An 18,710-nucleotide genomic window follows, 5' to 3' on the forward strand; every position below is an offset into this window, starting at 1 on the left:
AGTCCAGTCGGAGCCCGACCGAAAGCCGACCCGAAGCCCGGCCGGAACCCGGCCATGGGGCTGTCCCTACCCGAACCCCGGGGGCCTGCCGCATGGCCGGGGCACCGCCACCCCCGGAAGCTGGTGAGACATGAACGCACCCACGAAGCGCCCTCGCTTACGCCTCGTCACCGCCGCCGCCGTCACCGCCGCCCTCCTCGGCGGTGCGGCCGCGGTCCCGGCCGCCGCCACAGCACCGAAATCCGGCCCCGCGCCGTCCGCCACCTCGTCCACCGACTCCGCCGGCTCCTCCGCCCCCACCAGCGGGCGGCTCACCGAGGCCGAGTTGCGGCGTGCGGTGGCCCGGACGCTGGAGGACGCCGGATTCATCGGCATCACCGTGGAGGTGCGCGACGGTAACCGCCGGATCCACGCCCGTGCGGGCGAGGCGGAGCGCAACACCGGCCGCCCCATGCCGTACGGGGCGCACTACCGGGCCGCGAGCGTCACCAAGTCCTTCGTGGCCACGGTCGTGCTCCAACTGGTCGCCGAGGGGCGGCTCTCGCTGAGCGACCCGGTGGACAAGTGGCTGCCGGGCGTGGTGAGCGGCAATGGCAACGACGGCCGCCGGATCACCGTCAGGAATCTGCTCCAGCACACCAGCGGCATCCACAACTACGCCTACAGCGACGACACCGGCGACTCGGCGGCGGACTTCGAGCGGACCCGGTTCGACCATGTCTCCCCCGAGCGGGTGGTCGCCGGGGCGATCAAGCACCGGCCCGACTTCCCGCCCGCCCCGGCCGATGACCCGAAGCCCGACTGGAACTACTCCAACCCCGGCTATGTCCTGGCCGGAATGATCATCCAGAAGGTCACCGGACGCGCGTGGCCGGAGGAGGTCCGCGACCGCGTCATCCGCCCGCTGGGCCTGACCGGCACCTCCGAGCCCGGGGACGATCCGCGGATCAAGGCCCCGTACGCCCATACGTATCAGCGCTTCCCCGGCTCCGACAGCTGGACGGACACCACGCTGCGGAACGTCTCCTGGGGCGGTGCGGCCGGTTCCCTCATCACCACCGACCGCGATCTGGACCGGTTCTACACCGCCCTGTTGAGCGGCCGTCTGCTGCCCCCGGCGCAGCTGGCCGAGATGCGCCGGACGGTCCCCGTCGGACCGGACTTCGAGGTGGCCTTCCCGCACGCCCAGTACGGGCTCGGGATGATCCGCCAGCCGCTCAGCTGCGGCGGCTACCGCTGGGGCCACGGCGGCGACCTCGAAGGGGCCACGGTGCGTACCGGCTTCACCGAGGGCGGGCGGCGCTCGGTGACCATCAGCTCCAGCGGGAAGACCGCCGATGACGAGCAGCTGCTCCGGGCCGAGAAGGTCATGCAGGGCCTTATCGACCGAGTTCTGTGCGAGGGGATCGGAGGCCGTAAACTCTGACACGCATTGGAGGGTTCGGAGGCTTACGGCCGCGAGGAGGAGGCCCATGCGGATCGGCGAGCTGTCCCGCCGTACCGGGGTGAACGAACGGCTGCTGCGCTACTACGAAGAACAGGGCCTCCTCCGGCCCGAGCGGCTGCCCAGCGGCTATCGCGCGTATCGCGCGTCCGATGTGGCGGTGGTGCGGCGCATCCGCGCGCTGCTGGCGGCCGGGCTGTCGACGGCGACCATCTCCCAGGTCCTGCCGTGTCTCCGCGACGACGGTGAGCACCTCGTGCCCACCTGCCCGGATCTGCTGGGCGAACTGCGCGCCGAGCGGGACCGGATGACCTCGGCCATCGAGGAGCTCGAGCTGTCCCGGTCGCTGCTGGACCGGGTCATCACGGCGGGTCAGACGGCCATGGGCTGACCGAGACGGGGCGCCGTCCGGGGGCGGGCACCGTCCGGGGGCGGGCACCGTCCCCCTCGCGCCCCGTCCTCACCTCAACTGGCGTAGCGTCACGAGGATATGACGCACGGTCCTTGTCCCGGGCGACCGCAGGACGAGACACTTTCAGCCGCAGTCATGTGTGAGACATGGGATGTCTTGATGTCCTGACGGCATGATGCCTCATGGCGTGATGCCCGATGGCCTCGACGTCCAGATGCCGATGCCTCAACGAGGCAGTCTGAAGGGCAGGCCGTGACCATGGCGTCAGTTCTCCGCACACGTCCCCGCAGCAGACCTCCCCGCTCCCGTACCAGACCGTGGCGGCGCCGCGCCTCCGTGCTCCTCACCGCCGCGGCGCTGGCCCTGATCCCGCTTCCGGTACGGGCCGCGGACACGGATTCCTCCGCGTCCGCGGCCCGCGCCGACTCCGGCTTCGAGCAACAGGTGCTCTTCAAGTCTGCCCAGGAACAGGGATACTCCTGCTTCCGGATCCCGGCGGTCGTCAAGGCCAAGGACGGCACCCTGCTGGCCTTCGCCGAGGGCCGGGTCGACAACTGCGGTGACGCCGGGGACATCGATCTGGTCCTCAAGCGCTCCACCGACGGCGGCCGCACCTGGGGCCCGCTCCAGGTGGTCAACGACGGCAACGGTGACACCCACGGCAACCCCGCGCCCATCGTGGACCAGCGCACCGGCCGCGTCGTGCTCGCCAGCACCTACAACACCGGCCGCGACGACTCCCAGAGCTGCGACGTCCCCTGTGACCGCTCCCCGCACCTCCAGTACAGCGACGACAACGGCGCCACATGGTCGGCCCCGCGCGATCTGAGCTCCTCGCTGATGCCGGCCCAGTGGAACTCCTGGTACGCCACCGGCCCCGTCCACGGCATCCAGCTCCAGCGCGGACGCCACAAGGGCCGAATGGTCTTCACCCTCAACACCGAGAGCTTCAGCGATGGCCGCATCACCGACAACCACGCCGCGCTCGCCTACAGCGACGACGGCGGCGACCGCTGGCGCATCGGCGCGGTGGACAGCTATCCGCTCGCGGAGGACGGCACCTTCCGTCAGAAGCCGTCCGAGATGACGCTGGTGGAGCGGGCCGACGGCTCCATCTACGTCAACGGCCGGGAGCAGGACGGCACCGATCTCGGCCACCGCGACTACGCCATCAGCCGGGACGGCGGCCAGAGCTTCACCGCGCCCTTCCGCACCATCCCCGATCTGCCCACCCCTCAGGTGCAGGGCTCGATCCTGCGGCTGCGCGACCCGGCCCGCGACGGCTACAGCCGGCTGCTCTTCTCCGCCCCCGCCGACCCCGACCGCCGCCGCACCATGATGGTCCGCTCCTCCTGGGACGAGGCCCGCACCTGGGACACTGTCGACCGGGGCAAGGTCGTCACCACCGACTGGTCCGGCTACTCGGACATGGTCGCGATCTCCCGCGACACGGTGGGGCTGCTGTACGAGGGCGGTGCGGTGGACGCCCGTGACGAGATCCGCTTCGCCCGCTTCACCGAGGACTGGCTGGGCTCCCGCCGGCCGCCCTCCCCCACCACCGACGACCGCGCGCCCGGCGCCCGGTCCGCGACCGTGCTCGGCGGCGCGGCGGGGCGTGACGACGGCCGCTTCGGCGACGCGCTGTCGTTCGACGGCACGGACGACGCCGTACGGGTCCCGTACCGGAACGCCCTGCCGCTCGGCACCCGCGACTTCACCGTGAGCCTGTGGTTCCGCTACTCGGCCGCCTCCGGGCAGCATCCGTTCCTGTGGATGGGCGGCATCGGCAACAAACAGCCGCAGGTCTGGCTGCGGGGTGAGCCCGGGAGCAACCGGATCCGGGCGCTGATGACCACGGTCAACGGCTTCGCCACCTTCACCAGTGCCTCCGTGTCCACCGACGCCGCGTACAACGACGGGCAGTGGCACCACATCGCCCTCGTCCGCAGCGGCGGACGGCTCTCCCTCACCGTGGACGGCGGCACCGCGGTCACCGCCCCCGACGCCCCGGGCACCGTGAGCCGCACCGCGCCCTTCGGTCTCCATCTCGGCCAGGCCGTGGACAGCCGGTCCGCTATGACGGGCGATCTCGATGAGTTCCGCCTGTACGCCCGCGCCCTGTCCGACACCGAACTGCGCCGCGTCCGCGAGTTCAACGCCCCGCTCGACGACCCTCACTCCGGCGTCCTCGTCCACCTCCCGCTCGACCGCGTGCGGTCATCCCACGACTAGACGACGCAGAACTCATTGCCCTCCGGGTCCTGGAGCACCACCGCGTAGTACTCCATCTCGGGCTCGTCCATGATCCGCTGGACCGTGGCTCCGGCCTTCTTGAGCCGGTCCACGGTCGCGGTGACGCGCTCGGTGCGGACCGCGAGGGGCGTATCCCGCCCACCGCCCACCTTCAGATCGAGATGCAGCCGGTTCTTGGTGACCTTGGACTCCGGAACCTGCTGGAACCACACCCGCGGGCCCTGCCCCTCCGGATCCACGATGGACTCCGGGGTCTCCCCGGCCCCCGGGGGCAGCTCCTCCTCGGGCACCCCCATGTCCGCCCAGTACTCCCGCCAGGTGGCGTGGCCGCCCGGCGGGGGCTCGGGCACATAGCCCAGGGCCTCGGACCAGAAGGCCACCATCCGGTGTGGCTCGGCACAGTCGATGGTCAGTTGCAGCGTGAGCGTCGTCATGTCCGAAGCGTCCCAGAGGGGTCTGACAACGGGGCCCGGCGTGGTGCTTTCCCCTCCCCGCCCCTCCCCGAAACTGGGGCTCCGCCCCAGCCCCCGGAGTCCAGGGCCCCCTCCCACACGGCCGAGCCGCAGATCGACGCCGCCGGAAGGAGCCACCCACACCCAGCGACACCCGACGGACCCCAACGCCCGGCAGCGGACTGCTCCGGCCCCAACCCCAGACCCCGGAACCCAGGCGCAAACCCCCTCCCACACGGCCGAGCCGCACATCGACGCCGCCGGACGGAGCCACCCGCACCCAGCGGCATCCGACGGACCCCAACGCCCGGCAGTGGGCTGCTCCGCTCCACCCCGGGGTCCAGGGGCGGAGCCCTTGGTAGTGGGAAGGGGCGGGGAGGGGAAAGCATCGATATGCGGCTCCGCCGCGTGGTCCGCCGGGGCCCCCGCTAGGGTGTTCGGCCGTGACCGAAGCCGACTTTCTCCACTCCACCCGGGCGTCCTACGACGCCATGGCCCTCGACTACGACGAGCGTTTCCGCGATGAACTGGCGGCCCAGACACTGGAACGGGCGGTGTTCGCCGGTTTCGCCGAGTTGGTGCGGAACGCCGGCGGCGGACCGGTGGCCGATGTGGGTTGCGGGCCGGGCCGGGTGACCGCGCATCTCCACGGTCTGGGGCTGTCCGTGTACGGGATCGACCTGTCGCCGCGGATGGTGGAGCTGGCCCGGCGGGAGCACCCCGGGCTGCGGTTCGAGGAGGGGTCGATGCTGGCCCTGGACATCCCGGACGGCACCCTCGCCGCCGTAGTGGCGTGGTACTCCACGATCCACATTCCGCAGGAGCGGCTGCCGGATGTGTTCGCCGAGTTCCACCGGGTGCTGGCGCCCGGTGGATACGTGCTCGTGGGCTTCCAGGTGGGGGACGAACAGCGGGACTATACGGAGGCGTTCGGCCATGAGGTGTCGCTGACCTTCCGCCGGTGGCAGCCGGACCGGATCGCCGAGTTGCTGGCCGGGGCCGGACTGCCGGTCCACGCCCGGACCTTCCGGGAACCGGAGCGCTGGGAACCCACCCCGCAGGCGTCCCTCATCGCCCGCAAGCCGCTGCCCCCTGCCGAAGACCAAGACCCGGGCGCCACAGGCTGACGTCAGACGCGGGTCAGCGCGGCGTCGTCCGCGCTGTCCGCGCTGTCCGCATCAGCCCGAGCCACCGACGACCGGTTCCCGGCTCCCGTCCCCGCCGTCCCCGCCGCCCCCGCCCCCTCCGGCGCCCGCGCCGCGAAGCGGCGGGCCAGCACCGCGCAGACCATCAGCTGCATCTGGTGGAAGAGCATCAGCGGCAGCACCGCCAGGCTCGCCTGGGCGCCGAAGAGCACGCTCGCCATCGGCAGCCCGGCGGCCAGGCTCTTCTTCGACCCCGCGAACACGATCGTGATCCGGTCCTCGCGGACGAAGCCCAGCTTCCGCGAGCCGTACGAGGTGAGCGTGAGCATCACCGTGAGCAGGACCGCCTCGACGCCGAGCAGGATCGCCAGCCGCGCCGGGGTCACCTGGTGCCAGATGCCCCGGACCATGCCCTCGCTGAACGCCGCGTAGACCACGAGCAGCACCGAGCCCCGGTCCACCAGACGCAGCACCGCCCGGTGCCGCGAGATGAAGCCGCCGATCCAGCGGCGCAGCAGCTGACCGGCGAGGAAGGGGGCCAGCAGCTGAAGCCCGATCTTGATCATTGAGTCGGCCGAGAAACCGCCTCCGCTGCCGCCCAGCAACAGCGCGACCAGCACCGGGGTGACCACCACGCCGAGCAGGCTGGAGAAGGAGCCCGCGCAGATCGCGGCGGCCACATTGCCCCGGGCGATCGAGGTGAAGGCGATGGAGGACTGGACCGTGGAGGGCACCAGGCACAGGAAGAGCAGCCCGGTGTAGAGGGGGTGGGTCAGCACGTACGGCACCAGGCCGCGCGCGGCCAGGCCGAGGGCCGGGAAGATGACGAAGGTGCACACCAGCACGGTCAGATGGAGCCGCCAGTGGCGCACCCCGTCCAGCGCCTCCCGGGTGGAGAGCCGGGCGCCGTAGAGGAAGAAGAGGAAGGCGACCGCGACCGTGGTGGCCCCGTCGGTGATGGTGGCGGCCCGGCCGCTGACCGGGAGCAGCACGGCGAGCGCCACGGTGCCGATGAGGCCGAGGATGAAACCGTCCAGGGGGAGCCAGGAGGGAAGGGCGGGGCGGGCGGGAAGGGCGATCTTGCGCAGACGCGGGCGGCGCGGGCGGCGCGGGGGATGCGGAGGGTGCGGGCGGTGCGGGCTGGGCATTCGTTCTCTTTCTCGCTCTTCTCGGCCGGCATTCCCGGACACGGACGGGGCCCCGTTCATCATGCTCCCGATCAAGGCCATCGGGAATCCCGTATACCGCTCTGACTGTCATCGCGTCCCGTGATGGCCCGGCGTACAGTGGCCGCCATGTACGACCCCGCCCAGCTCCGTACGTTTCTCGCGGTGTCCCAGACCCTCAGCTTCACCCAGGCCGCCGACCGCCTCGGGGTGCGCCAGTCCACCGTGAGCCAGCAGGTGCGCAAGCTGGAGGCGGCCGTGGGGCGGCAGCTCTTCGCCCGCGACACCCATGGGGTGGAGCTGACCGAGGACGGCGAGGCGATGCTGGGGTTCGCCCGCTCCATCCTGGAGGCGAACGAGCGGGCGGCGAGCTGGTTCCGGGGCACCCGTCTGCGCGGCCGACTGCGCTTCGGCGCCTCGGAGGACTTCGTGGTCACCCGGCTGCCGGAGATCCTGGAGGGGTTCCGCCGTGACCATCCCGAGGTGGACCTGGAGCTCACCGTCGAGCTGTCTGGCACCCTGCACGAGCGGCTCGAGGCGGGCAAGCTGGATCTGGTGCTGGCCAAGCGGTCCGAGGACCGGCCGGGCGGGCAGTTGGTGTGGCGGGACCGGCTGGTGTGGATCGGCGCCGAGCGGCTGCGGCTGGATCCGGACCGTCCGCTCCCCCTGATCGTCTTCCCGCCGCCCGGGCTGACCCGGGCCCGCGCGCTGGATGTGCTGGAGCGACACGGCAGGTCATGGCGGATCGTATGCACCAGCGGCAGTCTCAACGGACTGGTCGCGGCGGCCCGCGCCGGGCTCGGGGTGATGGCCCACACCCATGGCCTGATCCCGCCCGGCCTGGCGCCGGTCCCCGAACGGGCCGGGCTGCCCGACCTCGGCCCGGTGGATTTCGTACTGTTGTACGGAAAGCGTCGGCGGGAGGGCGCCTCGCACGCCGCCGCGGAGCGACTCGCCGCCACGATCCTGGCCGGGCCTGTGCCACGATCGGAGAGATTTCGTGCAGAAGACCGTTACATATGAGCCACACACGCGGCGCATAGGACCAGACTCCACGCAATACGCCCTCGCCAACGCCTGATTGTTACCCTTTCACCTCACTGTCCGCCCGGCATTCCGTACGTTCCGGGCACAAAACACCTCTCCCGCATCGGGGGCCGGATCGGGTACGGTCGCGGCGCTGTGCCCAGCGGCTTCAAGGAGCAGGTATTGCGCGAGTTCACCGTCCCCCCGTTGGCGACGCCGCCTCAGGCCGGAGGACTGGCGGACGCCGTCTTCGACCATGCGGACTCCGACCCCCACCGGGTTGCACTGGCGCGCAAAACGGCGGACGGCGGCTGGCAGAACGTGACCGCGGGCCAGTTCCGGGACGAGGTGACGGCGCTCGCCAAGGGCCTGCTGGCCCGTGGCGTCCGGTTCGGCGACCGCGTCGCCATCATGTCTCCCACCCGCTATGAGTGGACGCTCTTCGACTTCGCCCTGTGGGCCATCGGCGCCCAGAGCGTCCCGCTGTACCCCACCTCCTCCGCCGAGCAGGTCTGCTGGATGCTGCATGACGCGGGGGTCTCCGCCTGTGTCGTGGAGCACGAGGACCACGCGATGACGGTCGGCTCGGTGGTCGGCCGGCTGCCGCATCTGCGGCAGCTGTGGCAGCTGGACGCGGGAGCGCTGGAGGAGCTGCTGGCGGCCGGGGAATCCGTCGAGGACGACCTGGTGGAACGGCACCGGCTGGCCGTGACCCCCGACCAGCCCGCGACCATCATCTACACCTCCGGCACCACCGGCCGCCCCAAGGGCTGTGTGATCACCCACGCCAATCTGATGGCGGAATGCGACAACATCGTCGAGCGGTACGAGGAGGCCTTCCACTCCAAGCGGGGCGACGAGGCCGCCACCCTCCTCTTCCTCCCGCTCGCCCATGTCTTCGGCCGGATGGTCGAGGTCGCCGCCATCCGCGGCAAGGTCAAGCTCGGGCACCAGCCCAGGCTCTCGGCCGCCGCGCTGCTGCCCGATCTGAAGACGTTCCGGCCGACCTTCATCCTCGCGGTGCCGTACATCTTCGAGAAGGTGTTCGCGGCGGCGCGCCGCAAGGCCGAGGCGGAGGGCAAGCTGGGGGTGTTCGAGAAGGCCGTGGACGTGGCGGTGCGGTACGCGGAGGCGCAGGAGGCCAAGGCGTTCGGCACCGGGCCGGGTCCGGGCGCCGGGCTGCGGATGCAGCACCAGTTCTTCGAGAAGGCCGTCTACGGCAAGGTGCGCGCCGCGATGGGCGGCCGGGTGCGGCACGCGATGTCGGGCGGTTCGGGCATGGAGCGGCGGCTCGGCCTGTTCTTCGCGGGCGCGGGCGTGATCATCTACGAGGGCTACGGCCTCACCGAGTCCACCGCCGCCGCCACCGCCAACCCGCCCGAGCAGACCCGCTTCGGCACGGTCGGCGTGCCGATCCCCGGCACCACGGTCCACCTCGCCGACGACGGCGAGGTGTGGGTGCGCGGCGGCCAGGTCTTCGAGGGCTACCTGGGCGACCCCAAGGCGACCGACGCGGTGCTGCGCGACGGCTGGCTCGCCACCGGCGACCTGGGCACGCTGGACGACGACGGCTATCTCACCATCACCGGGCGGAAGAAGGAGATCCTGGTGACCTCCAGCGGCAAGTCGGTCTCCCCGGCGGGCCTGGAGGAGCGGGTGCGGGCGCATCCGCTGGTGGCCCAGTGCATCGTGGTGGGCAATGACCGCCCGTATGTCGCGGCGCTGGTCACCCTGGACTCGGAGGCGGTCGCGCACTGGCTGACGATGCGCGGCAAGCCGGAGCTGCCGCCGGGCGAGCTGGTCCGGGACCCCGATCTGGAGACCGAGATCCGGCGGGCGGTGGTCGCGGCGAACACCACCGTTTCCCAGGCGGAGTCGATTCGTACCTTCCGGATACTTGCCGCGCAGTTCTCCGAGGAGCATGGTCTGCTGACGCCGTCGCTGAAATTGAAGCGAAAGGCCATCGAACAGGCGTACGCCGTCGAGGTCGAGGCGCTGTACAACACCTGAGCCGCGAAGGGGGCACGAAATGATCGATGTCATTCTCCCCGAACTTCCCGAACGCGAACTGGCACTGCTGTCCGAGGAGACACCCCAGCCCAGCGGCCCGAGGCTGGCCGGACGGGTGGTCCTGGGCGGGCCGGTGGCCTTACCGGTCACGGCCGACCTCGTCGGGACGGATCCGGAGCTGCTGGACTTCCTGCGCACCGAGGCGGACAACGCCGTCTATCACCTGGTGCATATGTCGGTGACCTGCGCCCGGGACGCGCCGGACCCCGCCCTGCACTCGGTCAATCTCGACCTCAGCCTCACGGCGGAACCGGTGCGACGCGGCACCGCGGTCTTCCAGCCGGTGGCCTGGTCCATGACCCCGCGCCAGCTCACCGCGGAGGTGACGGCGTCGGCGCCCGCGGCCCACCTCGGCCCGCGGCTCGGATTCCAGGACGGTGGCGACACCGTCTTCGGCGAGCGGGTCTGTCTGGAGGCGCGGCGGGAGCTGCGCTCCGACCCGGGCTGGGAGATCCGGCACACCTCCGCGGTGCGCATCGGGGGCACATACCGGCTGGCCATGGTGGTACGGGCGCCGCGCGGGGCGGTGACCCGGGCGGCGGTCGCGGTGGGCGCCACGGTGCGCGAGGGGCACACCCTGCACCGCTTCCGGGAGGAGCTCGAGGAACCGCTGCGCCTGGCCGCGCTTCAGTAGGGACGGAGAGCGGGGGCCACGGAACGGCACGAGCACAGGCGAGGAGCGGCGGAACACGGTGGACGGCCAGGACGGGGACGGGCATCCGGCGCTGACGACCGAGGAGATCGAGGAGTTGGCGCGGGTCTTCCCGCCCGGCCCGTCCGCCGTGGCGCTGCTGCGCAGGGCGGGCTTCGCCGCCGAGCACATACCGGCGGCCGCCACGGCCGCCGGGGAGTTCTGGTCCGCGGTGGCCGGGGCGGTCGCCGCGGACCGGGTCGCGGACGGCAGACTGCGCGTCCTGGCCGCCGCGTGCGTCTCCTATCCGCACAACGAGGTGTTCCGCGCCGCCTTACGGGAGCGGCCGGGCGGGGGCGGGATCCGGCGGGTGCTGGTGACCGGCGCCGCCCCGGGCGGCCAGGAGTTAGCCGCGGTCCAGCGGGCGGCCCGTGGCGTCCTGACGGTGGACCGGTGCCCCGCCGCGGCCGCCACCGATCTGCGGCGGATCCTCACCGTACGCCCGGATGTGCTGCATCTGGTCTGCCGCCGGGAGGGGCGCACGCTGGTCTTCGAGGACGGCGACGGGCGGGCGCATCACACACCGGCCGCGCGCCTGGCCGAACTACTGGCCGTCTACCGCCGGCTGACCGGCGCCCCGCTGCCCGGTGTGGTACTCGGCTGCCCCGAGGGCGCGCCGCTGGCCGCGCTCTTCGCCGGGGCGGCCGAGGTGGTGGTCGCCCACCGGGGACCGCTGGACGGCGCGGCGTCGGCGGCCTTCGCGGGCGGGCTCTACGGTCTGCTGGGCGAGGCGTCCACGCTGGAGCGGGCGGCGCGGCGGGCGGCGGAGCGCGTCGGGCGGGACGGGGACGGCGTGCTGATCCTGCGCGGAAGTCCCTGGTAACGGAAGTCCCTCGTAACGGAATCCCCGGTAGCGGAAGTCCCTGGTGAACGGGAATCACGGCAGGCAGTTGATCGTTGTAACAGTTGGAAGGACGCAATCCACATCCGACGTAAGGATCGACTGCTCGTGAGCAAGGTCCCCTTCATCACGCTCAACAACGGCGTACGGATGCCGCAGCTCGGCTTCGGTGTCTGGCAGATCCCGGACGACGAGGCGCAGATCGCGGTGCGCAACGCACTGGACGCCGGGTACCGCAGCATCGACACCGCCGCGATATACGGGAACGAGGAGGGCACGGGGAAGGGGCTCGCCGCGTCGGGCATCGCGCGCGACGAGCTGTTCGTCACCACCAAGCTCCAGAACTCCGACCAGGGGTACGACTCGACCCTGCGCGCCTTCGACGCCTCGCTGACCAGGCTGGGCCTGGAGTATGTGGACCTCTACCTGATCCACTGGCCGCTGCCCGGGGTCGACAAGTACGTGGACACCTGGAAGGCGTTCGAGAAGATCTACGCCGAGGGCCGCGCCAAGGCCATCGGCCTGTCCAACTTCCACCCCGCCCACACCCAGCGGCTGCTCTCCGAGACCTCGGTCGTCCCGGTGATCGACCAGATCGAGCTGCACCCGCAGCTGCCGCAGGCGGAGCTGCGCGCCTTCAACGCCCGCCATGACATCGCCACCGAGGCGTGGTCCCCGCTCGGCCAGGGCAAGGGCCTGCTGGAGGACCCGAAGCTGGCGGCGATCGCCGAGAAGCACGGGAAGTCCCCGGCCCAGGTGGTGCTGCGCTGGCACCTGGACCTCGGCAATGTGGTGATTCCCAAGTCCGTGACCCCGTCGCGGATCAAGGAGAACATCGACGTCTTCGACTTCCAGCTGGACTCCGAGGACCTGGCGGCGATCGACTCCCTCGAGACCGGCGTCCGCCTGGGCTTCGACCCCGAGACCTTCAACGGCTGAGTCCGAGACCGTCAAGGGCCGAGCCCTTCCGCCCCGTCGCGTCCCCGCGGCGGGGCGGACCCGTAACCACCGCCACCGCCACCGCCACCGACCCCGCCACCGCCACCGCCACTCACCGTCCTGGCATATCCCGGGCGCATGACCCCCGTACGGGGCCGACGCGGTGGCCGACGCGGCCCACCGAGCGAGGCACGTCTTCGGCAATTACGCTTGGCGCCCAGATGGGCACACAGCGTGACCACTTTCCTAATCGAGGAGACCGAAGATGTCCCGCAGACGCCGTCACGGCCTTGAGCTGGCCGCCGGTTGCACCGTCGCGATAGCCGCCCTCTTCCTGGGGAGCGGCATACCCGCGGTGGCCGACCCCGGTGAACCCTCCCCCCGCCCCCGGAGGGAGGTGCCCCCCGAGATGCTGGCCTCGATGCAGCGCGATCTGGGCCTGACGGCCGATGAGGCGCGGATGCGGATATCCAACGAGTACCGGGCCGGAGAGGCCGAACCGGGGCTGCGCAAGAGCCTGGGCAGCTCCTACGGCGGCGCGTGGGTGTCCGGCAACACCGCCGAACTCACCGTGGCCACCACCGACGAGGAGCAGAGCGCCACCATCACGGCCGGCGGCGCCAAGCCCGCCGTCGTCAAGCACAGCCTCAAGGACCTCGTCGACGCCAAGCAGGCCCTGGACCGCACCGCCTCCGAGCGTCCCCCGGCCACCGATGTCGCCTCCGCCTGGTACGTGGACGTCAAGACCAACAGCGTCGTGGTGCAGTCGGCCGAGCCCACCGAGGCGGCCGCCTTCGTCGCCGCGAGCGGCGCGGACCGCGAGGTGGTACGGGTCGTGGAGTCGGCCGAGCGGCCGAGCCCGCTGTACGACCTGCGCGGCGGCGAGGCGTTCTACATCAACGACGCCGCCCGCTGCTCGATCGGCTTCTCGGTGACCAAGGCCGAGCAGAACGGCTTCGTGACCGCCGGCCACTGCGGCAGCCAGGGCGACACCACCGCCGGCTTCAACCGGGTGGCGCAGGGCACCTTCCAGGGCTCCAGCTTCCCCGGCAACGACTACGCGTGGGTGGCCACCAACGCCGACTGGACCCCGCAGCCGTGGGTGATCGGCCCCGAGGGCACCAACGTCACCGTCACCGGCTCCCAGGAAGCGCCGGTGGGCTCGTCCGTCTGCCGCTCCGGCTCGACGACCGGCTGGCACTGCGGCACCATCCAGCAGCACGACACCAGCGTGCAGTACCCCCAGGGCACGATCCGGGGGGTCACCCGCACCAATGTCTGCGCCGAGCCGGGCGACTCCGGCGGCCCGTTCATCTCGGGCAGCGAGGCGCAGGGCGTCACCTCCGGCGGCTCCGGCGACTGCACCGTCGGCGGCACGACGTACTACCAGCCGGTGAACCCGATCCTGACGACCTACGGGCTCACCCTCACCACCGGCTGACGCCGGGCGCCGGGGCCGCCGCGGTCGAGCGGACCGCGGCGGCCTCACGCGTGCGAACGGCACGCCTTGACGTGGCCGGCGCTGCTCGACGCTCACCAGCACACCTCGACGTTCACCGGCACACCTTGACGTGTTCGGAGCACCTTGACCAATCCGCACCCGTCCGGGCGACGAATGAGGTACGACACCTCCGTGTGCGCCGCATCGTTCCCGGAAGGACGGCCCGTGAGAGAACCCGTGTACATCGGCGGACCCGCCGCGCGCGGACCGGACCTCGAAGAGTTGCTCCAGATGGTGGCCCGGGGGGACCAGAACGCGTTCGCGGCCCTCTACGACGCCGTCAGCGGGCCGGTCCTGGGGCTGACGCGCAGTCTGCTGCGCGACCCGGCCCAGGCCGAGGAGGTCACCCAGGAGGTCCTGGTCGAGGTGTGGCGGTCCGCGGCGCGGTTCGAACCGGGCCGGGGCAGCGCCATGTCCTGGATCATGACGGTGGCGCACCGGCGCGCCGTGGACCGGGTGCGCTCGGCGCAGGCCGCCTCCGACCGCGAGGAGCGCGCCGCGCTGCTGTCCCGTACCCCGGCGTTCGACGAGGTGACCGAGCAGGTGGAGGCCAGGCTGGAGCGCGAGCAGGTGCGCCGGTGCATGCGGACGCTGACCGAGCTCCAGCGGCAGTCGGTGACGCTCGCCTACTACCGGGGCCGCTCCTACCGTGAGGTGGCGGAGCTGCTGTCGCTGCCGCTCGGGACCGTGAAGACCAGACTCCGGGACGGGCTCATCCGGCTCCGGGACTGCATGGGGGTCGGCGCATGACCAGAGCGGATCTGCACACCTTGACCGGGGCGTACGCGGTGAACGCCCTGTCGGGGCGGGAGTTGAGCGAGTTCGAGCGGCATCTGGCGGTCTGTGACGCCTGCCGTCAGGAGGTACGGGAGCTGCGGGAGACCGCCACCAAGCTGGCGGTGGCCACGGCCCTGACCCCGCCGCCGACGATGAAGGACGATGTGCTGCGGCGGATCGCCACGGTCCGCCAGGAGCCGCCCCGGGTCGCGGCGCGGGAGGCCCGGGAGTCCCACGCGGGCCCCCGGCGGCGCACCGGGCGGCGGGCGATGAACTTCGCGCTGGCCGCCTGTGTGGCCGCTGCCGCCGTGTGCGGCGGGGCCGCGGTGTGGCAGTACCGGCAGGCGTCCGACGCCCGGGACACCGCCCGCCGCTCCGAGCAGCGAGTGGCCCAGGCCGAGGAGCTGACCCAGGTGCTGGCCGCGCCCGACGCGCACAGCCGCAGCGGCCGGATGACGGACGGCTCGACCGGCACGGTGGTGGTCTCGCGCGGGCTGAACAAGGCGGTGTTCCTCGCCTCCGGGCTGCCCGAGCCGCCCGCCGGGCGGATCTACCAGCTGTGGTTCAGCGACGGCGGCACGATGCGCCCGGCCGGTCTGATGGACTCCTCGGGCCGGAGCGCGGCGGCGGTCATGAGCGGCGCGGTCGGAAAGGCGTCGGCCATGGGGGTGACGGTCGAGCCCGCCGGAGGGTCGAAGGCCCCGACGAGCGATCCGCTGGTCCTGTTGACGTTCCCCTCGGCGTGAGCGGGCCGTATCAGCCGATATCAGGTGACACGGGGCACGAAGCCGCCGCTTCCGGGGGCCGGGTGGGGTAAGGGAGAGGGATGAGCACGTCCCTCTCCGTCTTCACCTCCGATCTGCGGCTGTCCGACAACCCCGTGCTGTGCGGCGCGCTGCGCTCCGCCGAGCGGGTCGTGCCGCTGTTCGTCGTGGACCGCGGCCTGGCCGGGACGGGGTTCGCGGTCCCCAACCGGGTGGCGTTCCTCGCGGACGCCCTGGCCGACCTCGACGCGGGGCTGCGCAAGCGCGACGGCCGGCTGGTGGTCCGCCGGGGGGACGCGGTGGCGGAGATCCTGCGGGCGGCGCGGCAGGCGGACGCGGCCGAGGTGCATATCGCGGGCGGGGTGAGCGGCTACGCCGCCCGCCGCGAGCGGCGGCTGCGCGAGGCGCTGGTGGCGGACGGACGGCGGCTGCGGGTGCACGGCGCGGTGGTGACGGCGGTGGAGCCGGGCGAGGTGACCCCGGCGGGCAAGGACCACTTCGCGGTCTTCACCCCGTACTTCCGCGCCTGGCGGCGGGCGGGGCTGCGGAAGCCGCTGAGCGCGCCGCGCACGCTGACGGTGCCGTCCGGGCTGCGCTCGGAGCCGGTCGCGGCGGTCACCTCGCTCGCATCCGGCAGCCCCTCCCCCGGGCTGCCCGCGGGCGGCGAGACGGCGGGCCGCCGCCGCATGCGCTCCTGGTGGCGGTCGGGCTTGCGGAGTTACGCCGACCGGCAGGACGATCTGGCGGGCGACGCCACCTCCCGGCTCTCCCCGTATCTGCACCTCGGCTGTCTCTCCCCGGTGGAGCTGGTGCACCGGGCGCGGGCGGCGGGCGGCGCGGGCGCCGACGCCTTCGTACGGCAGCTGGCCTGGCGGGACTTCCACCACCAGGTGCTGGCCGCCCGGCCGGACGCCTCGTACGCCGACTACCGCTCGCGGGGCGACCGGTGGCGCGAGGACGCGGCGGAGGTCGCGGCCTGGACGGCGGGCCGCACCGGCTATCCGCTGGTGGACGCGGGGATGCGGCAGCTGCGCCACGAGGGCTGGATGCACAACCGGGCGCGGCTGCTGGTGGCGAGCTTCCTCACCAAGACGCTCTACCAGGACTGGCGGATCGGCGCCCGGCACTTCCTGGAGCTGCTGGTGGACGGTGATGTGGCCAACAACCAGCTGAACTGGCAGTGGGCGGCGGGCACCGGGACCGACACCCGCCCGAACCGGGTCCTCAACCCGCTGGCGCAGGCCCGGCGGTTCGACCCGGACGGCGCGTATGTGCGGCGCTGGGTGCCGGAGCTGGCCGGGGTGACCGGTCCCGGCGTCCATACGCCCTGGCGGCTGCCGGAGGCCGAGCGGGACCGGCTCGACTACCCGGACCCGATCGTGGACCTCCAGCAGGGGCTGGCCCGCTTCCGGCACGCCCGGGGGTGACCTCGGGACCGTCGGCCGGTCTACGGGGTGTCCGACGGACCACGCGGCGGAGCCGCATATCGAAATGGTGCGGGAAGGGGCGGGGAGGGGGCAGCATCGATATGCGGCTCCGCCGCGCGGCCCGCCGCAGGCGCCAAGATCCGCCGGACACCCCCTAGTCGGCGCGGGCGCCGTGCTGCGGGGCGATCTCCTCGATCCGGCCGGCCAGCTCGAAGTCGAGCGCGGTCACCTTGCCGCCGGCGCTGTGGGTGTTCACCGTGACGCCCACCTTGTTGTAGCCGAGGGTGAGGTCCGAGTGGTGGCCGAGCTCCTCCTGGATGGTGGCGATCTCCGCCACCATCCCGGCCGCCTGTGGATGGCCCTTGAAGACATACGTCCGGGAGAGCCGGTCGTCCGCGAACGACCAGCCGGGAAGCTGCTCCAGACGTCGCTGGATCTCCTGGTCGGTGAGCGGCTCGACTGCCATGACACATCCCTTCGTCGCGGGTGACCGGTGGCCCCTCCACCCTGCCATGGCCCCCGCCCGGCGTCGGCTACCTTCGGGTCATGACGACTGCCGCGCCGCCCCGGGTGGGCACACTGCTGCGCGAGTGGCGGGACCGCCGCCGGATCAGCCAGCTGGAGCTCGCGCTGCGCGCCGACTCCTCGGCCCGCCACATCAGCTTCATCGAGACCGGCCGGTCGCGGCCCAGCCAGGAGATGGTGCTCCGGCTCGCCGACCACCTCGACGTCCCCGTACGCGAGCGCAACGCCCTGCTGATCGCCGCCGGTTACGCCCCGCACTATCCGGAGCGGTCGGTGGACGACCCGTCGATGAGCGCCCTGCGCGACTCCCTGGAGCGGCTGCTGACCGGCTATGAGCCGTATCCGGCGCTCGTGGTGGACGGCACCTATGAGGTGCTGGCGGCCAACCGTGGCATCGCCGCGCTCCTGGAGGGGGTGGCGGAGCAGCTGCTGCGGCCCCCGCTGAACGCGATGCGCCTCACCCTCCACCCCGAGGGGCTCGCCCCGCGCATCCGCAACCTCCGCGAGTGGCGTGGCCATCTGCTGGACCAGATGGACCGGCAGCTGGCGCTGCTGCGCTCCTCGCCGCTGCGCGCGCTGTACGACGAGGTGGCGGCCTATCCGCTGCCCGAGACCGGCGGCCGGGAGACGGCGACCGCCGGGGACACCCCGCCCTTCGCGCTGCCGATGATGATCGAGCACGGCGGGCGGGTGCTGTCGTTCATCTCGACGATCGCGACCTTCAACACCCCCATGGACGTCACGGTCTCCGAGCTGGCCATCGAGACCTTCCTCCCGGCCGACCCGGAGACCGCCGCCGCCCTGGCCCGCTTCAGCCGGTCGTAGGGACGCGGTTTGAGCCACTCTCGCGGACGCGGATTCAGCCGCTCGCGGGGACGCGGTCTCAGCCGGCCGTGGGGACCCGGTCCAGGAAGCCGAGGACGGAGCGGATCCGGCCGTCCTCGGCCAGGGTGATCACATCGGTCGCGGCGACCGGGGCGGAGCCGTCGGCCGTGGAGACCAGCTCCCAGGTGAAGCGGGCCATGTCGTGGTGGCCGTCCACGGCGCCGGTGAGCCGGAACTCATGGCCGGGGAACTGCTCCTGCGCCCCGGCGATGACGGCGGCCAGCTGCTCATGGCCGCGCGCCTGCGCCAGCGGGTCGGTGTAGCCGCCGTCCTCGGTCCAGGCGGCGGCCACGGCCTTGGCGAGGGCCTCGGGGCCGGTGGCGTTCCATGCCTCGAAGTAGCGGGCGACGGCGGTGTCGTACTGCGTCATCTGGTCACTCCTCCATGAAATC

The 18,710-nt window shown here is 72.2% G+C and carries 18 protein-coding genes; 14 read left to right on the forward strand and 4 right to left on the reverse strand.

From position 1 onward, the window contains the following. The first annotated feature begins 130 nt into the window (after positions 1-130). The 3 genes from ACT2CW_RS38520 to ACT2CW_RS38530 all read left to right on the forward strand — a co-directional run bounded on the left by ACT2CW_RS38520 (position 131) and on the right by ACT2CW_RS38530 (position 4,088). On the forward strand, positions 131-1,426 hold the full coding sequence (locus tag ACT2CW_RS38520; protein ID WP_445519957.1) for a serine hydrolase domain-containing protein: 1,296 nt from the start codon (positions 131-133) through the stop codon (positions 1,424-1,426). A gap of 46 nt (positions 1,427-1,472) precedes the next feature. After that, the gene (locus tag ACT2CW_RS38525) at positions 1,473-1,835 is read left to right on the forward strand and encodes a MerR family transcriptional regulator (RefSeq protein WP_445519958.1); all 363 of its coding nucleotides are present in this window, start codon (positions 1,473-1,475) and stop codon (positions 1,833-1,835) included. A gap of 279 nt (positions 1,836-2,114) precedes the next feature. Next, a complete protein-coding gene (locus ACT2CW_RS38530) occupies positions 2,115-4,088 on the forward strand; it encodes an exo-alpha-sialidase (RefSeq protein WP_445519959.1) in 1,974 nt (657 codons plus the stop codon). Here ACT2CW_RS38530 and ACT2CW_RS38535 read toward each other — a convergent pair. Continuing rightward, positions 4,085-4,543 carry a VOC family protein gene (locus ACT2CW_RS38535; RefSeq protein ID WP_445519960.1) on the reverse strand — a complete coding sequence of 153 codons (459 nt, stop codon included), beginning with the start codon at positions 4,541-4,543 and terminating at the stop codon, positions 4,085-4,087. The two genes, ACT2CW_RS38530 and ACT2CW_RS38535, sit on opposite strands and share 4 nt — an antisense overlap. 461 nt (positions 4,544-5,004) lie before the next feature. Here ACT2CW_RS38535 and ACT2CW_RS38540 point away from each other — a divergent pair, with 461 nt between their 5' ends. After that, entirely contained in the window at positions 5,005-5,688 is a 684-nt protein-coding gene (locus tag ACT2CW_RS38540) for a class I SAM-dependent DNA methyltransferase (RefSeq protein WP_445519961.1), read from the forward strand. A gap of 2 nt (positions 5,689-5,690) precedes the next feature. On the opposite strand, the gene ACT2CW_RS38545 is transcribed toward ACT2CW_RS38540, so the two are convergent. Beyond that, positions 5,691-6,854 (reverse strand): bile acid:sodium symporter family protein, encoded by a 1,164-nt coding sequence (locus ACT2CW_RS38545; RefSeq protein WP_445519962.1) that lies wholly within the window; start codon positions 6,852-6,854, stop codon positions 5,691-5,693. A gap of 147 nt (positions 6,855-7,001) precedes the next feature. Here ACT2CW_RS38545 and ACT2CW_RS38550 point away from each other — a divergent pair, with 147 nt between their 5' ends. The 9 genes from ACT2CW_RS38550 to ACT2CW_RS38590 all read left to right on the forward strand — a co-directional run bounded on the left by ACT2CW_RS38550 (position 7,002) and on the right by ACT2CW_RS38590 (position 16,908). Further along, entirely contained in the window at positions 7,002-7,895 is an 894-nt protein-coding gene (locus ACT2CW_RS38550) for a LysR substrate-binding domain-containing protein (RefSeq protein WP_445519963.1), read from the forward strand. 186 nt (positions 7,896-8,081) lie between these two features. Further along, entirely contained in the window at positions 8,082-9,908 is a 1,827-nt protein-coding gene (locus tag ACT2CW_RS38555) for an AMP-dependent synthetase/ligase (RefSeq protein ID WP_164432277.1), read from the forward strand. A gap of 19 nt (positions 9,909-9,927) precedes the next feature. Next, positions 9,928-10,602: a hypothetical protein gene (locus ACT2CW_RS38560; protein ID WP_164432224.1), complete on the forward strand. Its 675-nt coding sequence runs from the start codon at positions 9,928-9,930 to the stop codon at positions 10,600-10,602. A gap of 58 nt (positions 10,603-10,660) precedes the next feature. Then, positions 10,661-11,482 (forward strand): effector-associated domain EAD1-containing protein, encoded by an 822-nt coding sequence (locus ACT2CW_RS38565; protein ID WP_445519964.1) that lies wholly within the window; start codon positions 10,661-10,663, stop codon positions 11,480-11,482. A gap of 126 nt (positions 11,483-11,608) precedes the next feature. Then, positions 11,609-12,439 carry an aldo/keto reductase gene (locus ACT2CW_RS38570; RefSeq protein WP_432048060.1) on the forward strand — a complete coding sequence of 277 codons (831 nt, stop codon included), beginning with the start codon at positions 11,609-11,611 and terminating at the stop codon, positions 12,437-12,439. A gap of 265 nt (positions 12,440-12,704) precedes the next feature. Beyond that, a complete protein-coding gene (locus ACT2CW_RS38575; RefSeq protein ID WP_445519965.1) occupies positions 12,705-13,880 on the forward strand; it encodes a S1 family peptidase in 1,176 nt (391 codons plus the stop codon). A 225-nt stretch (positions 13,881-14,105) separates the two neighbouring features. Continuing rightward, on the forward strand, positions 14,106-14,690 hold the full coding sequence (locus tag ACT2CW_RS38580; protein WP_164432216.1) for a sigma-70 family RNA polymerase sigma factor: 585 nt from the start codon (positions 14,106-14,108) through the stop codon (positions 14,688-14,690). Continuing rightward, positions 14,687-15,463: an anti-sigma factor gene (locus ACT2CW_RS38585; protein ID WP_138916831.1), complete on the forward strand. Its 777-nt coding sequence runs from the start codon at positions 14,687-14,689 to the stop codon at positions 15,461-15,463. The genes ACT2CW_RS38580 and ACT2CW_RS38585 overlap by 4 nt, the downstream gene beginning before the upstream one ends. Before the next feature lie 80 nt (positions 15,464-15,543). Further along, a complete protein-coding gene (locus ACT2CW_RS38590) occupies positions 15,544-16,908 on the forward strand; it encodes a cryptochrome/photolyase family protein (RefSeq protein WP_445519966.1) in 1,365 nt (454 codons plus the stop codon). Positions 16,909-17,062: 154 nt separating this feature from the next. Here ACT2CW_RS38590 and ACT2CW_RS38595 read toward each other — a convergent pair whose 3' ends face one another. Beyond that, positions 17,063-17,374, reverse strand: a complete 312-nt coding sequence (locus tag ACT2CW_RS38595) for a 4a-hydroxytetrahydrobiopterin dehydratase (RefSeq protein ID WP_445519967.1) — start codon at positions 17,372-17,374, stop codon at positions 17,063-17,065. An 80-nt stretch (positions 17,375-17,454) separates the two neighbouring features. Here ACT2CW_RS38595 and ACT2CW_RS38600 point away from each other — a divergent pair, with 80 nt between their 5' ends. Further along, positions 17,455-18,258 carry a helix-turn-helix domain-containing protein gene (locus ACT2CW_RS38600; protein WP_445519968.1) on the forward strand — a complete coding sequence of 268 codons (804 nt, stop codon included), beginning with the start codon at positions 17,455-17,457 and terminating at the stop codon, positions 18,256-18,258. A 58-nt stretch (positions 18,259-18,316) separates the two neighbouring features. On the opposite strand, the gene ACT2CW_RS38605 is transcribed toward ACT2CW_RS38600, so the two are convergent. Continuing rightward, positions 18,317-18,688 (reverse strand): nuclear transport factor 2 family protein, encoded by a 372-nt coding sequence (locus ACT2CW_RS38605; protein WP_164432208.1) that lies wholly within the window; start codon positions 18,686-18,688, stop codon positions 18,317-18,319. Positions 18,689-18,710 lie beyond the last annotated feature (22 nt).

It is taken from the genome of Streptomyces sp. NEAU-174, assembly GCF_052665095.1.

What these genes read in the sequence shown, in the direction of transcription:
- ACT2CW_RS38520 (WP_445519957.1), top strand. Translation starts at nt 131, where the DNA reads ATGAACGCACCCACGAAGCGCCCTCGCTTACGCCTCGTCACCGCCGCC.
- ACT2CW_RS38525 (WP_445519958.1), top strand. Translation starts at nt 1,473, where the DNA reads ATGCGGATCGGCGAGCTGTCCCGCCGTACCGGGGTGAACGAACGGCTG.
- ACT2CW_RS38530 (WP_445519959.1), top strand. Translation starts at nt 2,115, where the DNA reads ATGGCGTCAGTTCTCCGCACACGTCCCCGCAGCAGACCTCCCCGCTCC.
- ACT2CW_RS38535 (WP_445519960.1), bottom strand. Translation starts at nt 4,543, where the DNA reads ATGACGACGCTCACGCTGCAACTGACCATCGACTGTGCCGAGCCACAC.
- ACT2CW_RS38545 (WP_445519962.1), bottom strand. Translation starts at nt 6,854, where the DNA reads ATGCCCAGCCCGCACCGCCCGCACCCTCCGCATCCCCCGCGCCGCCCG.
- ACT2CW_RS38550 (WP_445519963.1), top strand. Translation starts at nt 7,002, where the DNA reads ATGTACGACCCCGCCCAGCTCCGTACGTTTCTCGCGGTGTCCCAGACC.
- ACT2CW_RS38560 (WP_164432224.1), top strand. Translation starts at nt 9,928, where the DNA reads ATGATCGATGTCATTCTCCCCGAACTTCCCGAACGCGAACTGGCACTG.
- ACT2CW_RS38575 (WP_445519965.1), top strand. Translation starts at nt 12,705, where the DNA reads ATGTCCCGCAGACGCCGTCACGGCCTTGAGCTGGCCGCCGGTTGCACC.
- ACT2CW_RS38585 (WP_138916831.1), top strand. Translation starts at nt 14,687, where the DNA reads ATGACCAGAGCGGATCTGCACACCTTGACCGGGGCGTACGCGGTGAAC.
- ACT2CW_RS38590 (WP_445519966.1), top strand. Translation starts at nt 15,544, where the DNA reads ATGAGCACGTCCCTCTCCGTCTTCACCTCCGATCTGCGGCTGTCCGAC.
- ACT2CW_RS38595 (WP_445519967.1), bottom strand. Translation starts at nt 17,374, where the DNA reads ATGGCAGTCGAGCCGCTCACCGACCAGGAGATCCAGCGACGTCTGGAG.
- ACT2CW_RS38600 (WP_445519968.1), top strand. Translation starts at nt 17,455, where the DNA reads ATGACGACTGCCGCGCCGCCCCGGGTGGGCACACTGCTGCGCGAGTGG.
- ACT2CW_RS38605 (WP_164432208.1), bottom strand. Translation starts at nt 18,688, where the DNA reads ATGACGCAGTACGACACCGCCGTCGCCCGCTACTTCGAGGCATGGAAC.